The organism is Hymenobacter montanus (assembly GCF_014699115.1).
In the GTDB taxonomy this organism is placed as follows: Bacteria; Bacteroidota; Bacteroidia; order Cytophagales; family Hymenobacteraceae; genus Hymenobacter; species Hymenobacter montanus.
The window spans coordinates 66,196-81,379 of record NZ_JACXAD010000020.1; the positions used below are offsets into that span (position 1 = coordinate 66,196).

Below are 15,184 nucleotides of genomic sequence, written 5' to 3' on the forward strand. Positions count from 1 at the left end.
GCCCGGCATCGCATCTCCACAACCAGATCGCGCAGCGTTTCGGCGAGAAGCTGTCGCCGTCAGCCTGCCGACCAATTCCAACCCAATAGCAAAGAGCCCCTCCCATTTCTGGTGAGGGGCTTTTTGTAGTTGCTAAGCCGGCTATCCGAGCGTTGCGGCTACCGCTTAATCTGCCGGTTGATGGTCTCGTCCGTGATCTGGTTATCGTCCATGAGCAGCAGGGCTTTGCTGAGGATGATGGAGAGTACGGCGTCGCCTTCGAAGGGCAGAAACACGTCGGTGGTGACGGCTTTGGCCGAGCGGTCGGGCACGATGCACAGGTACTCGTCGTTGGGCTCCATGAGGATGTTGCCCGAGCCCAGGTGGATTTTGTAGGTGCGCAGCTTGCCCTTCACCACCAGGAACCGGTCCTGGATTGCACTCACCTTCCCAATTTTGAGGCGGGGCACGAGGCGCTCAAGGGCCAGCTTGCGGTTTTTGGCCACTTCCCCAAGCTCGCCGAAGCTATAGTTTTCCCAATAGTTGCGGTACTGCACCAGCCCGCCGTTGTCGCGCCAGAGCGGGTCGTTGCCCACGCTGGCCACGCCCACGAACAGGTCCACGTCGCGCATCACCTCCGAAAAAACCACGGGCGGTACCTGGGGCAGGGGCACCGGAGCGTCGCTCCGTACGAAGCGCACCTGATCGGTACTGATGTAGTTCCAAATGCCCGTATCATTCCAGGCGGCGTCGGCGTTCACCTCACTCACCCAGAACTCGGCCTGCAGGTTATGGGCTGGCAGCGCCAGGCTGGCCTTGTCCGACTCGTAGCCCTTGTCGTAGGCGCCCAGCAGGCTGTATCTCCAGCCGCGCAGCTTGGCCAGGGAGTTGAACTGATGCTGCTTGAGAATATGGGCCGCCATGCGGTTGGAGTAGGTGGCCGTGCGCTCCTCGGGTGGGGTAAGCAAATACACTTCGCGGAACGCCTGCTTCAGGGGCTGGCGCAGCTGGTGCTGCTCGAGCAAGGCCCGCCAGGCCAGCACCTGGTCAGGGGAAGCCATGACCGGGTGCCAGAGCTGGAGCTGCGTTTGCTCGTCGGGCGCGGGCACGGGCTGGCCGTGGGCATCGCGCCAGGCCTGGTCGAGCCAGAGCGCGTCGGTGTAAGCACCATTCGGGTGCTGCAAGCGCCAGATGAGCGGGCGCACCAGGCCGCTGAGCAGGCCGTGGTGGAAGTAGTACTGCGCAAACCAGGGCCAGGGGATGCGGCGTTCCTCCACGAAGCTGCGGTCGAGCCGCTCGCGCTGGGCCGTGTAGGTTTGCTGGGCCTGGGCTTGCGTCTCCTTCAGCTGCTTGAGGTCGGCAGCATGAGTAGCCTTTAGCGCGGCGGGGGCCGATTTGAGCGGCTGGCCGGCTTTCTCCCAGGCTACATCGGCCTTGCCTTGCGTGAGGGTCAGCGTCGCGGTGTACTCGCCGAATGGCACCACGGCCCGACCCTCGTGCAAGGCACAATCGGGCACGGCCATGTCCTCCACTTCGGCGGGGCTGACGCCGAGTTCCCGCGCAGCCTTTTCGATATGACGCGCAATCAACTCCTGCGTGTTGGTCTGCTTGATTTTGGGCCGTACCCGCGCCAGCAGCGCCACCCCGGGCAAGCCGCCCTCGGCCAGGGTCAGCAAGCAGGCGTTGCCCAGGCCCGCCGCCAACGGCCCTTTACCAGGAATCTTCCGGTAGCACTTCACAGCTAAGTTGGCCAATAAGGGCTGGATGGTATTGTCGGCTAGTGGCTGCATGGCCCATACTAAGCCTTTGGCTACAATTGCGTTAGCCTCCATCAGAAAGGTGAGAGACGTGTACGTATACGAGCCCATGTCGTGCACTTTTTCCTCGACGGGCATTTTGATTAGCAATTCCAGCCACCCGCGGGCGTGGTGGCGGAGGGCCTCGACGCCTATGGCGGCAATGGCAGCCTCCAATTCCTTGCGTAGTTTGGCCGTGGGCTGGCCGCCATTCGCCTTCTGCCACAGCTGAAGTAAGCGCAGCCAAGCGCCGGTAGCCGACGAGGCCACATCCAGGTGCGCCACAAACTCATTCAGTTGTTGGCCAAAAGGATCACCATCAGCGAATACAATAGTGGGCAAGGTTTCGACTCCCGTCACCTGATTCAGAATTTCCTGCACTTTGAGCGCGATTTTACCTTCATCACCAGAAAGGCCGGTGGTGTGTTGCAGCAGCTGATTTAAGAAGGTTAACATGGGCGGGCTCAACTGGCCCTGCTTTTTAGCCAGCCGGCCTACCTGGGCCAGGGTCAAGCCCACTGGGAAGTACCACAGATTCCGGCAGGGATGGGCATGTGAGAAATCCAAGCCGTACAGCTTAAACAGCCGCAGATAGTCGTCCTCCTCCAGGCCTAGCGTACCTCGTAGTAATGCCCCGAGCACTTCACCCATGTTGTACCGTACCCGCCAGTGCTCTTCGTGGCTGCAGCGGTGCATCGCCGTGGCAATGGCCAGCGCCAAGCGCCCTTGGTAAGCCGCATCCGTAGCTCGCACCGCTTGGTAGGCTGGCAACTCGTTGAGTTTCGTCCTATACTTTTTATTCATCACCTCGGGAACGAGCTCAATAAGCACGGGTTTCATCTCGACGGCCTCAGCACAGGCGTCATCGAGCAGCTTAGACATTGCGACTTCTTCTTGGGTAAGATCTTTTGTAAGAGCCATTTCTACGCGATATAGTAAGAATTGAACGCAGTCAACAACCTGGTGCGCCTCCTCACCCACCTACCAGCGGCGTGAGCTTAATGAAGCTGGCGGTCGCCCCCTCACCAAGCCATACTTCCTCGTCGAGCGTTTCCACTTGCCGCTCGTTTACCAGCACGAAGTAGCGGTTTTGCTGAAATCCTTCCAGGGCCTTGTACAATTGCTGCTCGGCATCAATGGGCTGGAACCTCCGCCGGCGGTAGCCATTGAGCACCCGCTCCGACTCGCTGGGCTGGACTAAGCCCTGGAAAACATCCGACTGCTGGGCGTTGTAGGCGGCGACTTCCTGGCGCACCCGCTGCTCAATCAGCTCCCGCACGGTTAGCATTTCCTGAGCTATTTCCAGTTCCAGCCGGTGGAGGACGCCACCCGTAGCCGTTTCGTCCTGAATAGTAAGTACCGACATATACCTATGCGCAAAATTAAAATGGGAGGATTGGTTTATGCGAATTGCTTTAGCAAGTTGCCAAAATTTCTCAGATCAGAATGGGCTCTCTCAACCCAGTACATCTTAGTTGCGCCTTCCAAGGTTAAATGCCTGCTCCGTCCGCCGAGTCGGGAAAAAGGTCAAGCATCTGCCCAGCGTATCTTCACCCACTCGTTTTACGATGTCCAGATTCAACCCGGCTTCCCCGGGTCCGGCGCTTGATGCGGCTATCGAGGCCGTTAAAGGCGATTTAACCGGGGCTCCCGCAGCCAGCTTGACAGCTGACGGAGTTTGCTCGACGGGCGGGAATGGTGCCGGCGCGCCGGGTGCCATGCTGGTTGAAATGACCAACCTGAAAACCACATCAACCATTCGCCCCATAGCCTGGGCCAGCTTACTTATGTACAAAAAATTAGTTGCACTTAAAATACCAGGTGGTTGGGCTGTTATTCATAATTCTTTTGGAGACGAAGATCCAGTTCTTCTCAATGGAACTATTGTTAATGATGGATTTTATAACGAGGATTTATTATCAATAGAACGTCTTCAGTTCAATGGAACAGATTGGGTTAGGGCTCAGAGGGCACATGTACTAGACCTTGGCTGGTATCCTGAGTCAGATCCTCAAGGCTGTTATCGCCTCACACTGCTTCGAAGGGATTGGAATAATGTAGTAGTGCGATTTGAGTCAAGAGAGCGGGAGAAGATTCGCGCTGTTATTGAACGATGTTTTGATTTAGTTACTCAAGGTATTGATGATCATGATATTTCGCGCTTAATAGAGCTAGATTAATCATTTCAGCTAACAACCCACCAAAGCCGCCACCGAGGCCGACCTTGACGAAGAAATCAGCAGCAAGCTGCGCTGGCTTGGCGAGGCGCTGTGGGCGGCCAGCACCCCGTTGGTAGGGTAGGGGAAGCCGCTGTGCTGGGCCGTCCCTGCCCGGGACGTTGCGTACGGCCAAGAGGCGGCTCAGGGGCCGGAGCATGGGATTTTGCCTGCCCCTTTGCGTACCTTCGCCGCCACAAACCCGGGCCCTGTGGCCGCGCCGCGCCCGGCCTCTCCTGTTTTTATTCTCCTCCAATTCTTCTCATGAGCTTTATTTCTGAAATAGAAGGCAGCATTCAAAACCTGTTTGCCGCCATTGGCAACGGCTTCCAGATGGACCCCAGCGCCGGCCACGCCCAAATTGACAACTGGGTCCAGCACCTGCGCTCCAGCGACCAGCCCGCGCTGCGTCCCATCGTGAAGGAGTTGGAAACGCTCCGCACCTGCATCAACAACAACGATGCCGCCGGCATGTCCGTGGCTTTCCAAAATTTGGGTGAAATGACGGCCCAGTCGGTCCTGTCGGTGCACAACTTCAGTGGCAACGGCGACAAAGCCCGTGAGCTCAGCCAGAAGCTGATTTCCGCCGCCGGCAACCTGCGCCACCTGGCCAGCGCTCCTAAACACTAGCAGCTTTTCGGTAAGCAAATAAGGTCCAGCGGCAACGAGCGCGGCTAGTAGGAGCAACTGCCCTTGCGACTTACGCCCAGCCCGGCCCCGGTGCGGCAAACCATTCCGCTGGTTTGCCGCGCCGGGGCCTTTGCTATTCTGGAAGTGGTGGCTTAGCGCCCAAAGCCCACGGCTGCTTTTGCTTCGTTCCCGCGATTTTTTGCCGACTTCCCGGTTTTTTGGTTGGTCGCTCGGTGCCGCGCCACTAGCCTTGTGGCGCAATCACCTAATCACTAACCGGCATGGAAAAGAAAATACAGCAGGACGTACGCTTTTTGAAAGCGTACGCTGGGCTCAGTACCCTCTTGCTCGGGGGGCTGCTCGTAAGCAGCTTCACCGGCAGCGAAACGCCCACCACGTTTGGCGAAATCAACGTCGAACGGATTAACGTGGTCGAGAAAGATGGCAAGCTGGGGATGATTATCGCCAACCATGAACGCTTTCCAGACGCAGTTGTGGGAGGAAAGCAAGTGAAACGATCAAATAATAGTAATCTAGGCGGTATGTTGTTCTTCAACGACGAGGGCGTGGAGTGCGGGGGCCTGTCCTTTGCGGGCAAGAAAGTGAATGGTAAACCACAAGCCGGGATGAACCTGTCATTCGACCAGTACGATCAGGATGAGACCATCTCACTATCCTACGGAGAGCAAGGAGGGCAACGGATAGCCGGCTTGCTCATTAAGGATCGTCCCGACGCGCCGATATCGGAAAATATAGATGAGCTATTGGCAGTTAGAGCGCTACCGGATGGGGCCGAAAAAACGGCCGCCCTGAACAAGCTTCGAGCAAAAGGCCTGTTCGGCGCCGACCGGATTTTTGTGGGCAAAGAGCCCGATAAGACCGCCGCCGTGTACGTTTGCGACGTGAAAGGCAATCCCCGTATCAGCCTGACCGTGGAGGCTAGCGGCCAAGCCAAGCTTAACTTCCTCGACGCAACGGGCAAAGTGACCGACAGCTATCCTAAGACCAGCGCCCGCCCAACACCGGCTCGAAAATAGCCTGGCCGGTACCAGCCAGGCGGGGCTGATTGCCTCGCTCTGCGCCGTGAGCTTAAGTTCTTGTGCATAAGTAGTCTTATTAAGTCAGAAAGCCCTGCTCTATCTGGCGTCCGCTCGCCGAAGCGGTAGCGACGCTTCGGCAAGCGGACGCCAGATAGAGCAGAACCGCCTTTTTGTGTATCATTACTTTTGACCGGCTACTTAGAAGCCTGGCCAACCGGTTCTCCATTAAGTAAACCACCTCTACTGTCAATGCCTTGGGCATGAAGCGCCACCCGAAAACCTACTTACTAGTCGCCCTCGGCTTGCTGGTTTTCTGCCTGCTCCTGGTGCTGCTGATTCGGTTGCTGGTGGCGGGCTCGTTCGAGCAGTTTCATTACTATTGGAACGCCGTGGCTTGTATGTTTTTCTATGGCCTGCTTTCCATTGGCGTCGTCCGCGCGGCGGACCGCCGGGTGGGATGGGTCAATTCCGTGGGTGGGGGGTGGCGTTACGCCCGGCTGTTCGGTGTTAGTGCGGGTTTGTACGTAGCCGTGGCCGTAGCGAGTAGCATTGGCTTCGAGTGGTGGGTAATGGCCAAACCGCCTACTCGCTTCGGTACCTTGGTTTTCATCCTGGTCTATTTTATTATCCACGCTGTGCTGGGCAACTGCTATATCGCGTACCGCTACCTGGCCGAACTACTCAAAACCCGGGAGCTGTTCTTGCTGGCTCAGCAAGCCCAGACGGAAATGCAACTGCGGCAATTGCAGCAGCAGACCAACCCCCACTTTTTGTTCAACAGCCTCAATATTTTGTCGGCGCTGATTGGCAAGAGCCCGGCGCTGGCGCAGCGCTTTCTGACCAACCTTACCGAGCTGTACCGCTATAGCTTGCAGCATCAGGATGAGGAGGTGGTGGCGTTGGCGGAGGAGGTGGCATTTGCCCAAAACTACGTTTACCTGCTGGAGCAGCGCTTTTCGGGGGCCTACCGGTTCAATTGGCAACTCGCACCCGCCGCGGTAGCTGCGGGAGGCTTTGTGGTGCCGACTACGCTGCAAGGGCTGCTCGAGAACGTCGTTAAGCACAACGAGGGCAGCTGCAAGGTGCCCCTGGAGGTCAGCATCGCCCTGGACGAAGGCTGGCTGGTGGTCCACAATGTGGTACGGGCGAAGCCGGCGGTTGGCGGCTCGCTGGGCACCGGCCTGCGCAACCTGCGGCAACGCTACGCCCTCTTAACCGACGAGCCCGTTGACATTAGGCCCGAGCCGGACAGCTTCACGGTGCGCGTGCCACTGCTTAAATTGCTGGCCGCATGAGGGTCCTCATTATCGAAGACGAGCCGCTGGCCAGCGAAAAGCTGCGTGACTCTCTGCGCCGCTACAACCCCGCCATAACCGTGCTGGCCGTGCTGGAAAGTGCCGCCGATGCCATCGGGTGGCTGCGCGAACACCCGTCCCCAGACCTGATTTTCTCGGACATCGAGCTGCTGGACGGGCCCGTTTTCCGCGTTTTCGAGGAGGTTTCCCTCACTTGCCCCATCATCTTCGCCACGGCCTACGACCAGTTTGTGCTGCGGGCGTTTCGGGAAAACGGGATTGCGTACTTGCTCAAGCCGATTGAGTACCCGGAGTTGAGCAGCGCCCTACAAAAGTTTGAGCGGCTGCGAAGCAGCTTCGCTCACCTCAGCCCCGAAGCCGCGCAAATGCTGCAAACCGTGCTTGGCCAGCCAACCTACAAAGAACGCTTCGTGGTAAAAGCGCGCGGGGGCATCTACCTGCTGACCACGGCCAACATCGTCTGCATCGAGCTGATCAACGAAGTGGCCGTGGCCTTCGACCCCAAAGGCAACCGGCACGTGCTACCCGAAACCTTGAGCCAGTTGGAAAGCGTGCTCAATCCGCGAGATTTTTTCCGGATCAGCCGCAGCGAGATTATCAGCATCCACTACCTCGACAAATTAGAAAACTACGGTTCCGACCGGTTAGCGGTGCATTTGCAAGGCGTAAGCAAAGTGTTTATCTCCAGCGCAAGCCGCACGCCCGGGTTGCGGAAGTGGTTAGGTTAAGGCCCTGCCGGCGCCCGGAGCAGTAGCACGAAGTTAGAGCGATATGGTGAGCCGGGTAGCTGGCGTGACCCGGCGGACCTGAACTGCCTCCTACCGGGTACGACCCGGCAGGGGTGAGCGGGGCCGCGCCGGGCACTTGGTTCACCATATCGCTGTAGGAAGGGAGATTAGTGGTGACCCGCGAGCTGCTTCGGCTGCGCGGACGCCTGACCAGACCGGGCCCTGCTGGTTTGGCCGGTGGAGGAGTGGTCTTCCAGCTTTCCTTCTCAGCTCACAGAAGAGCAGACGGCTGCCCGGTCATACAATACGCCCCGCGTTAATACCCCAGCGCGGTATCGTCGCCGCGGGGGTCGGCGCCGCCCTCCAGCTTGCCGGTGGGCTGCACACGGATGATGTCGAGGCGACCCCAGGGCAGGCGGGGGTTGAGGTGGTAGCCCCAAGCCCGCAGGGTGTCCTGCGCGGCGGGGAGCAGCGCGCCGGCTTCTACGTCGATGACGTCGGGCAGCCACTGGTGGTGCAGGCGCGGCGCCGTTACGGCCTGCTGGGCGTTGAGCCCGTAGTCGACCACCCCCAGGATGGTTTGCAAGACGCTGGTGATGATGGTGCTACCACCCGGCGAGCCCACCACCAGGGCCACCTTCCCATTGCGGGTAAGAATGGTCGGCGTCATGCTGCTGAGCATGCGCTTGCCGGGCGCAATGGCATTGGCCGTGCCGCCCACCAGCCCGTAGGCGTTGGGCACGCCGGCCTTGGCGCTGAAGTCGTCCATTTCATTGTTAAGCAAAAAGCCAGCACCGGGCACCACCACGCGGCTGCCATAGGCGCCATTGAGGGTGGTGGTGCAGCTCACGGCGTTGCCCAGGGCGTCGACGATGCTGTAGTGGGTGGTTTCGCTGCTCTCGTAGCCGGGCAGGTTGGCGCCGGCCGCGACCTCGCTGCTGGGCGTGGCCCGGCCCTGGGCGCGTAGCGATGCCATCCGCTGGCGATTATAGTCCACCTCGAGCAGCTTGCGCACCGGCACGTAGCCAAAGTCGGGGTCGCCGAGGTAAGTGGCCCGGTCGGCGTACACGCGGCGCTCGGCCTCGGTGATGAAGTGCACCGCCAGGGGCGTGTGGTAGCCCGCCCGGGCCAGGTTCACGGGTTCCAGCATTTGCAGCATTTGCAGCAGGGCCACGCCCCCGCTGCTCGGCGGCGGCATGGTGATGACGTCGTATTCGTGGTAGCGGCCCCGCAGAGGTTCGCGCCACTTGGCGCGGTAGCCGTCCAGGTCGGCCTGGCTGATGAGCCCGCCGCCGCGCTTCATTTCGGCCAGCAGCAGGCGGGCGGTTTCGCCTTGGTAGAAGCCCGCCCGGCCCTGGTCGCGCACGCGCGCCAGGGTCCGGGCCAGCTCGGGCAGGCGCAGGGTGTCGCCGGCCTGCCACTCGCCCCCGCCCGGGCGCAGGTAGGCGGGGGTGCTGCCGGGGTTGTACTTCAGGAAATCGGCGCGAAAGTGGTTGAGGCCGGCGGCTTCTTTCACCGTGAGCTGGAAGCCCTTGGCGGCCAGGTCCACGGCGGGCTGCACCAGGGCCGGCCACGAGAGCTTGCCCAACTGCTGGTGCAGGGTCACCATGCCGGCCACGGTGCCCGGGGTGCCTACGGCCAGCGGGCCGGCGGTGCTCAGGCCTTCCACTACCTTGCCCTGACGGTCTAGGTACATATCGCGTGAAGCGCGGGCGGGGGCCGTTTCGCGGAAGTCCAGGCTGCCGGCCGAGCCGTTGCGGTCGCGGTAGAGTAGGAAGCCGCCGCCACCGATGTTGCCCGCTACGGGCAGCACCACGGCCAGGGCAAACTGCACGGCCACCGCGGCGTCGTAGGCGTTGCCGCCGCGCCGCAGGATCTGGGTGCCTATTTTCGACGCCTCGGGGTGGGCCGATACTACCATGGCCGAATCGGCCAGGCGCGGCGCGGCAGCCTTGGGAATAGGCGTAGCCAGCGGTGCTTCAAAAGCCGTTGAGGTAGATGTAACGGAGCGCTCGGTAGAGCAGGCCAGTAACAGGCCGAGCGAAAAGGGTAGCAAACGGTATCTCATCATCGAACAAAATAACGCTTTTATTAGCCAGCTTGCTACTGAGGGCGGGCCCTTGTTTCACAAGCAGGAATAAGGGCTTAAAGGGCGGTGCGCGTTAGTCCGCGCAAGGAAGGCGCCGGTTGGGCAACTCGTCGTTGGAGCTGATGAGTAGTGCACCGCTAATCTTTAACCCCCGACGTACACGACGTTGCTAGTGCTTCAGTGATCAGCTTCCGTTAGTGTGAGCGTCTTTATCCGCTCCGATAGTCTATTAGGCAACTGAAGCAGTCTCGTCTTCGCAAGCTCCTTTATGGCTCGTTCTTGATTGCTGATTCCTCACTCAGGGCCGCGTCGTGTCGTTCCCTTACTTTTGGGGTAAACCCCCTTCCTCATGGCTAAGTCAAAAACCCCTGCTTCTACCATTCCTCCGGCCCCGCGTCGGCCTTCGCTGGCTCTCGCCAAGAACGACCCTTGGCTGGTGCCCTACGAGCCGGTGCTGCAACGGCGGCTCGAACGGCTGCGGGCGCGGCTGGCCGAGATTGAGCAGTACCACGGCTCCCTAAGCCAGTACGCCACCGCCCACCAGCAACTGGGCCTGAACCACGACGCCAGCCGCGGCGGCTACGTGTACCGCGAGTGGGCCCCCGGCGCCGAAGCGCTGGCCCTGATTGGCGATTTCAACGGCTGGGACCGTCGGGCCAACCCGCTCCAGCGCCTGGATTTTGGGGTGTGGGAGGTGTTTTTGCCCGACAGTGAGTATCTCGACCGCCTCGCGCCGGGCAGCCGCTACAAGGTGCACGTCGTGACGGCCGCCGGCGGGAAAGACCGGCTGCCGGCCGCGCTCCGGCGCGCCGTGCAGGACGAACAAACCAAAGACTTTGCGGCCCAGGTGTGGCGTCCGGCTGCCCCGTTCGTCTGGACTGACCAGAAGTTCAAAATTGCCGCCGCGGTGCCGGAGCCGCTCATCTACGAAGCCCACGTGGGCATGGCCACCGAAGAAGGCCGGGTGGGTACCTACCGCGAGTTTGCCGAAAATATTCTGCCCCGCATCGCGGCGGCCGGCTACAACGTGGTGCAGCTGATGGCCATTATGGAGCACCCGTACTACGGCTCGTTTGGCTACCACGTAGCCAATCTGTTTGCCGCCAGCTCCCGCTTCGGCACGCCCGAAGACCTGAAGTTTTTAGTTAATGAGGCGCACCGCCGCGGCATTGCGGTGCTGCTCGATATCGTACACTCGCACGCCGTAAAAAACGAAGCCGAGGGCCTGGCCGATTTTGATGGCTCGGGCAACCTCTACTTCCACAAAGGGGCGCGGGGCAACCACCCCGGCTGGGACAGCAAGCTATTCGACTACGGGCGGCCCGAAGTGCAGCAGTTCCTGCTCAGCAACCTGCGCTACTGGCTCGAGGAGTTCCACTTCGACGGCTTTCGGTTCGATGGGGTGACGAGCATGCTCTACCACCACCACGGCGAGGGGGTGGCCTTTGTGGGCTACGACAATTACTTCGGCCCGGCCGCCGACGAGGATGCCATTCTCTACCTGCAGCTGGCTACTACGCTGGCCCACGAGTTCAAAAAAGGCAGCCTGCTGATTGCCGAAGACATGAGCGGCCTGCCGGGGCTGTGCCGGCCAATTAAAGAAGGTGGCGTGGGCTTCGACTACCGCCTGGCCATGGGCATTCCCGACTTTTGGATCAAGCTGCTCAAGCATACCCCCGACGAGCACTGGCCGCTCGGTGACCTCTGGCACACCCTCACCAACCGCCGGGTAGGGGAGAAGACCATTGCCTACGCCGAAAGCCACGACCAAGCCCTGGTGGGTGACAAAACGCTGGCCCATTGGCTGTTTGATGCCGGTATTTATACCCATATGCAGGCCCACGACCCGGACCCCGGCGCGGCCCGCGCGCTGGCCTTGCACAAGCTCATTCGCCTGCTCACGCTGGCGGCCGGGGGCGAAGGCTACCTCACCTTCATCGGCAACGAGTTTGGCCACCCCGAGTGGGTCGACTTTCCGCGCGAGGGCAACAACTGGAGCTACCATTTTGCCCGCCGCCAGTGGAGCCTGGCCGACAACCCCGACCTGAAGTTCCAGCAACTGGGCAACTTTGATAAGGCCCTGGTGCACCTGGCCCGCGCCCGGCACCTGCTCGCCGCCGGCCCGGCCACCTTGCTCAAGCACGACGAGGAAAACAAGGTGCTGGTATTCGAGCGCGGCGGGTTGGTGTTCGTAGTCAACTTGCACGTCGAAAAAAGCCTGACCGACTACCGTTTCTGGGTGACGGAGGAGGGCAAATACCGCGTGGTGCTCTCGTCGGATAACCGCCAGTTCGGCGGCTTCGACCGGCCCGACGAATCCTTCGAATACGAAACGTACGAGCACCAACTCAGCCTGTACGTGCCCAGCCGGGTGGCGTTGGTGTTGGCGATGAGCTAACATCGGGGTCCCTTGGGCAATAAGGAGTTCGGTAAATTGAGAAGCTGTTTGAGTAAATTAAAAGCGATCCTGCTTCGACCAGCGGACGCCAGATCGAGCAGGATGTTCAAAAGTGCTTTTTCACTAACGCAAACGGCTTCTAGAGCATTTTACCAGTCAGTGTACCCAATGTTTGGCTCCCCTCTCCTGTGGAGAGGGGTTAGCCCCGTAGGGGTCCCGTGAGGTTTCAACGGCTGTGCCCTGTACACTGATGTTAGAACCGCTATAATACAACTCGAATAAGCACCTCTAGGCTGGAGCCAAGTTGTAGGAAACCCACTACCTTGAAGCACCATATACCCAATGCTCAAACAGGATGCGAACGGAAAAAGGAGACCTAGTGCGGAAGGCAAAAGCTGGCGAATTCGACGTCATCGTGCATGGCTGCAACTGCTTTTGCACCATGGGCGCCGGCATTGCCAAAACCATCAAGCAGGTATTTCCTGCGGCTTATGAAGCGGATTTAGCCACCCCCGTCGGAGATAAAGCCAAACTCGGACACTATACCGTGGCGAACGTGCAGGTTGGAGGCAAGGCGCTAACCATCCTCAACGCTTACACCCAGTACCACTGGCAGGGCCGGGGGCGCAAAGCCGATTACGATGCCTTACGCCAGGTCTTCCGCCGCATTAAGCAGGAGTACGCCGGCCAGCGCATCGGCTATCCGGCTATTGGGGCCGGGTTAGCCGGGGGCGAATGGCCGGTGATTGCCGCTATTATTGAAGAAGAATTGGCGGGGGAGGACCACGTATTTGTTGAATGGCAGCCGTGAAAGTGGCCTTTTGTCTATACTACACCGCGGCTTGGCGAAGTCCCGATGAGCTGATGAGCAAATTATTCGCCATTGAGTAGCTGCTGAAAATCCTACTATGAAAAATTTGCGTCGTAAAAAGCGATGGTTACCTTTGTTTTTATCTAGAGTGTCTAGTCAGTCCAACCATGCCTTCTACTTCTAAAATCATCGACGCAGCTTTGCGCCTTTTCGTGGAGAATGGCTTCCACGGCACCCCAACCAGCCGGGTAGCGTCCGAAGCAGGGGTCTCTAATGGTAGCCTTTTCAATGCTTATAAAACAAAAGACGACCTGATTGTAGCCGTCTATATTTACGTGAAGGACGAGTTGGACGCGCACCTCAACCAGCATACCTGGGCCACCCAGTCGGTTCGTGAGCGATTTCAGCAATTTCTTACCGAATCGGTCCGGTGGGCCCTGGCGAACCCCTTAGCGTTTCGCTTCATTCAGCAATTTCAGGCATCGCCCTATCAAAGTAAACTGTCCGCGGAACAGGTACAACGCCAAACCCAACGGCATTTGGAGGCCTTGGCTGAGGGCGTAGGCGCCGGGCTGTTGCGTCCGCTACCCGTGCCATTGTTGTTTTTAATGGTCAGCAGCCAGGTCTTCGCTCTCTTTCATTTCTTGCTCCTTAATCCGGCTACCGAGCAGGAGCAGAACCATCTGCTGGAGCAGGCCGCTCAGGCAGTCTGGGAAAGTATTAGCGTTTGAACGTACAAGCGTAGCGGTATCTGGTGCCAGACCTATACCCATTTTGGGAAAGTATTAGTGTTTAAACCCCTTTTTTAACCAAAATTTGACTGACTAGTCAATCATAAACATGGAACCAACTCCTCAAGTTGCGCTGGTTACGGGCGCTTCCAGTGGCATCGGTCGAGCCACTGTCCAAACCCTGCTTAGCAAGGGTTTTTGCGTGTACGCTGCCGCCCGGCGCCTTGCGGCCATGCAAGATCTGGAAGCGTCCGGGGCTACGCTGGTTTATTTGGACCTGACTGATGCCCAAAGCATCGCCAGGTGTGTTGAGCAAGTATTGGCCGAGCGCAAGGGCATTGCGCTGCTAGTTAACAATGCTGGGTACGGCTCGTACGGGGCGCTGGAGGACGTTCCCCTGGAAGAAGCGCGTCGGCAGTTCGAGGTGAATCTTTTTGGCTTGGCCGAATTAATCCGGCTCTTTCTGCCCACCATGCGCCAGCAGCGAGCGGGGCGCATCATCAACATTGGGTCCATTGGCGGGCGCACGTGGTCCTTGCTGGGCACTTGGTACCAGGCCACCAAATTCGCCCTCGAAGGCTTTTCAGACTGCCTGCGCAACGAGTTGCGGCCTTTCGGCATTGCGGTGGTGTTGGTTCGGCCGGGCAGCATCAAGACGGATTGGGCGGGCATTGCCGTCGAGCACTTGCTCCGGGTTTCCGGGCACGGGGCCTACCGCCAACTGGCTCACACGGCCGCGCAAGTGTACCGCGATACCGACGAAAAGCAGGGGCCAGCCCGCAGGTGGTGGCCGATGCCATTTGGCGAGCGGCGTCGGCCCGCCGGCCGCGGGCTCGGTACACGGCCCCGGCGTCGGCCCGCGTCGTCATCGGCCTGCGCTGGCTGCTACCCGACCGCTGCTTCGACCAGCTTTGGGGGGCATTCTTCAAAATTCCGCAAACTATTTAAAGCGTAACTCCTTTACCACCAATTATCATGAAAAAACCAGCTTTAATTTGGCTCGGCTGGCTATTGCTGCTGCTGCTAGCCGCGCCGGTACGGGCTCAATCGTCCGTGCCGCCGGCCGACCGCATCTTGGGCATTTGGGTGTCGGAAAGCAAGGACGCTCGCATGGAAATTATGCGCTCCGGCAATTACTACGTCGGCAAATTGCTGTGGGGCAACCGAGTGGTGGAAGCCGACGGCAAAACGTTTAAAAAAGATGTTAACAATCCTGACCCCAAGCTGCGTACCCGCTCGTTGCAAAACATCATCCACTTAACGGGCCTGACCTACCAGGATGGTCGCTGGACCGACGGGAAGATTTACGATCCGCCGAGCGGACGCACATATAATTGCCATATCGAGTGGAAAGACGGCAGGATAGCATTGCGCGGGTACCTTGGCTTCTCCATGCTAGGCCGGACCGTTCTGTGGGACCGGCCCGGCAAATAGACCGCGGTGGGAAAAC

The 15,184-nt window shown here is 59.5% G+C and carries 13 protein-coding genes; 10 read left to right on the forward strand and 3 right to left on the reverse strand.

The genetic code is table 11. The annotated features are described in order from the left end of the window. Positions 1 to 158 precede the first annotated feature (158 nt). Positions 159 to 2,657: a DUF4132 domain-containing protein gene (locus tag IC235_RS16565; RefSeq protein WP_191006311.1), complete on the reverse strand. Its 2,499-nt coding sequence runs from the start codon at positions 2,655 to 2,657 to the stop codon at positions 159 to 161. 91 nt (positions 2,658 to 2,748) lie between these two features. Further along, positions 2,749 to 3,141 carry a hypothetical protein gene (locus IC235_RS16570; protein WP_191006312.1) on the reverse strand — a complete coding sequence of 131 codons (393 nt, stop codon included), beginning with the start codon at positions 3,139 to 3,141 and terminating at the stop codon, positions 2,749 to 2,751. Positions 3,142 to 3,343: 202 nt separating this feature from the next. Here IC235_RS16570 and IC235_RS16575 point away from each other — a divergent pair, with 202 nt between their 5' ends. The 5 genes from IC235_RS16575 to IC235_RS16595 all read left to right on the forward strand — a co-directional run bounded on the left by IC235_RS16575 (position 3,344) and on the right by IC235_RS16595 (position 7,705). Then, positions 3,344 to 3,955, forward strand: coding sequence for a hypothetical protein (locus IC235_RS16575; protein ID WP_191006313.1), 612 nt, complete (start codon positions 3,344 to 3,346; stop codon positions 3,953 to 3,955). 300 nt (positions 3,956 to 4,255) lie between these two features. Next, positions 4,256 to 4,621, forward strand: coding sequence for a hypothetical protein (locus tag IC235_RS16580; protein ID WP_191006314.1), 366 nt, complete (start codon positions 4,256 to 4,258; stop codon positions 4,619 to 4,621). 281 nt (positions 4,622 to 4,902) lie between these two features. Next, a complete protein-coding gene (locus IC235_RS16585; protein WP_191006315.1) occupies positions 4,903 to 5,658 on the forward strand; it encodes a hypothetical protein in 756 nt (251 codons plus the stop codon). Between the two features lie 263 nt (positions 5,659 to 5,921). After that, positions 5,922 to 6,956 carry a sensor histidine kinase gene (locus IC235_RS16590; protein WP_191006316.1) on the forward strand — a complete coding sequence of 345 codons (1,035 nt, stop codon included), beginning with the start codon at positions 5,922 to 5,924 and terminating at the stop codon, positions 6,954 to 6,956. Beyond that, positions 6,953 to 7,705: a LytR/AlgR family response regulator transcription factor gene (locus IC235_RS16595; RefSeq protein WP_191006317.1), complete on the forward strand. Its 753-nt coding sequence runs from the start codon at positions 6,953 to 6,955 to the stop codon at positions 7,703 to 7,705. The genes IC235_RS16590 and IC235_RS16595 overlap by 4 nt, the downstream gene beginning before the upstream one ends. Positions 7,706 to 8,021: 316 nt before the next feature. On the opposite strand, the gene ggt is transcribed toward IC235_RS16595, so the two are convergent. Continuing rightward, positions 8,022 to 9,773, reverse strand: coding sequence for a gamma-glutamyltransferase (gene ggt, locus IC235_RS16600; RefSeq protein ID WP_191006349.1), 1,752 nt, complete (start codon positions 9,771 to 9,773; stop codon positions 8,022 to 8,024). Positions 9,774 to 10,143: 370 nt separating this feature from the next. Here ggt and IC235_RS16605 point away from each other — a divergent pair, with 370 nt between their 5' ends. The 5 genes from IC235_RS16605 (at position 10,144) to IC235_RS16625 (ending at position 15,168) form a co-directional block, all read left to right on the forward strand. Then, positions 10,144 to 12,192 (forward strand): alpha amylase C-terminal domain-containing protein, encoded by a 2,049-nt coding sequence (locus tag IC235_RS16605; RefSeq protein ID WP_191006318.1) that lies wholly within the window; start codon positions 10,144 to 10,146, stop codon positions 12,190 to 12,192. Positions 12,193 to 12,547: 355 nt separating this feature from the next. Then, positions 12,548 to 13,003 (forward strand): macro domain-containing protein, encoded by a 456-nt coding sequence (locus IC235_RS16610; protein WP_191006319.1) that lies wholly within the window; start codon positions 12,548 to 12,550, stop codon positions 13,001 to 13,003. 167 nt (positions 13,004 to 13,170) lie between these two features. Then, entirely contained in the window at positions 13,171 to 13,734 is a 564-nt protein-coding gene (locus IC235_RS16615; protein ID WP_191006320.1) for a TetR/AcrR family transcriptional regulator, read from the forward strand. Between the two features lie 109 nt (positions 13,735 to 13,843). Then, positions 13,844 to 14,689: an oxidoreductase gene (locus IC235_RS16620; protein ID WP_223847366.1), complete on the forward strand. Its 846-nt coding sequence runs from the start codon at positions 13,844 to 13,846 to the stop codon at positions 14,687 to 14,689. 20 nt (positions 14,690 to 14,709) lie between these two features. Continuing rightward, positions 14,710 to 15,168: a DUF2147 domain-containing protein gene (locus IC235_RS16625; RefSeq protein WP_191006321.1), complete on the forward strand. Its 459-nt coding sequence runs from the start codon at positions 14,710 to 14,712 to the stop codon at positions 15,166 to 15,168. Positions 15,169 to 15,184: the final 16 nt, after the last annotated feature.

What these genes read in the sequence shown, in the direction of transcription:
- IC235_RS16595 (WP_191006317.1), top strand. Translation starts at nt 6,953, where the DNA reads ATGAGGGTCCTCATTATCGAAGACGAGCCGCTGGCCAGCGAAAAGCTG.
- IC235_RS16620 (WP_223847366.1), top strand. Translation starts at nt 13,844, where the DNA reads ATGGAACCAACTCCTCAAGTTGCGCTGGTTACGGGCGCTTCCAGTGGC.
- IC235_RS16575 (WP_191006313.1), top strand. Translation starts at nt 3,344, where the DNA reads ATGTCCAGATTCAACCCGGCTTCCCCGGGTCCGGCGCTTGATGCGGCT.
- IC235_RS16605 (WP_191006318.1), top strand. Translation starts at nt 10,144, where the DNA reads ATGGCTAAGTCAAAAACCCCTGCTTCTACCATTCCTCCGGCCCCGCGT.
- IC235_RS16590 (WP_191006316.1), top strand. Translation starts at nt 5,922, where the DNA reads ATGAAGCGCCACCCGAAAACCTACTTACTAGTCGCCCTCGGCTTGCTG.
- IC235_RS16610 (WP_191006319.1), top strand. Translation starts at nt 12,548, where the DNA reads ATGCGAACGGAAAAAGGAGACCTAGTGCGGAAGGCAAAAGCTGGCGAA.
- IC235_RS16580 (WP_191006314.1), top strand. Translation starts at nt 4,256, where the DNA reads ATGAGCTTTATTTCTGAAATAGAAGGCAGCATTCAAAACCTGTTTGCC.
- IC235_RS16585 (WP_191006315.1), top strand. Translation starts at nt 4,903, where the DNA reads ATGGAAAAGAAAATACAGCAGGACGTACGCTTTTTGAAAGCGTACGCT.
- IC235_RS16565 (WP_191006311.1), bottom strand. Translation starts at nt 2,657, where the DNA reads ATGTCTAAGCTGCTCGATGACGCCTGTGCTGAGGCCGTCGAGATGAAA.
- IC235_RS16625 (WP_191006321.1), top strand. Translation starts at nt 14,710, where the DNA reads ATGAAAAAACCAGCTTTAATTTGGCTCGGCTGGCTATTGCTGCTGCTG.
- ggt (WP_191006349.1), bottom strand. Translation starts at nt 9,773, where the DNA reads ATGAGATACCGTTTGCTACCCTTTTCGCTCGGCCTGTTACTGGCCTGC.
- IC235_RS16570 (WP_191006312.1), bottom strand. Translation starts at nt 3,141, where the DNA reads ATGTCGGTACTTACTATTCAGGACGAAACGGCTACGGGTGGCGTCCTC.
- IC235_RS16615 (WP_191006320.1), top strand. Translation starts at nt 13,171, where the DNA reads ATGCCTTCTACTTCTAAAATCATCGACGCAGCTTTGCGCCTTTTCGTG.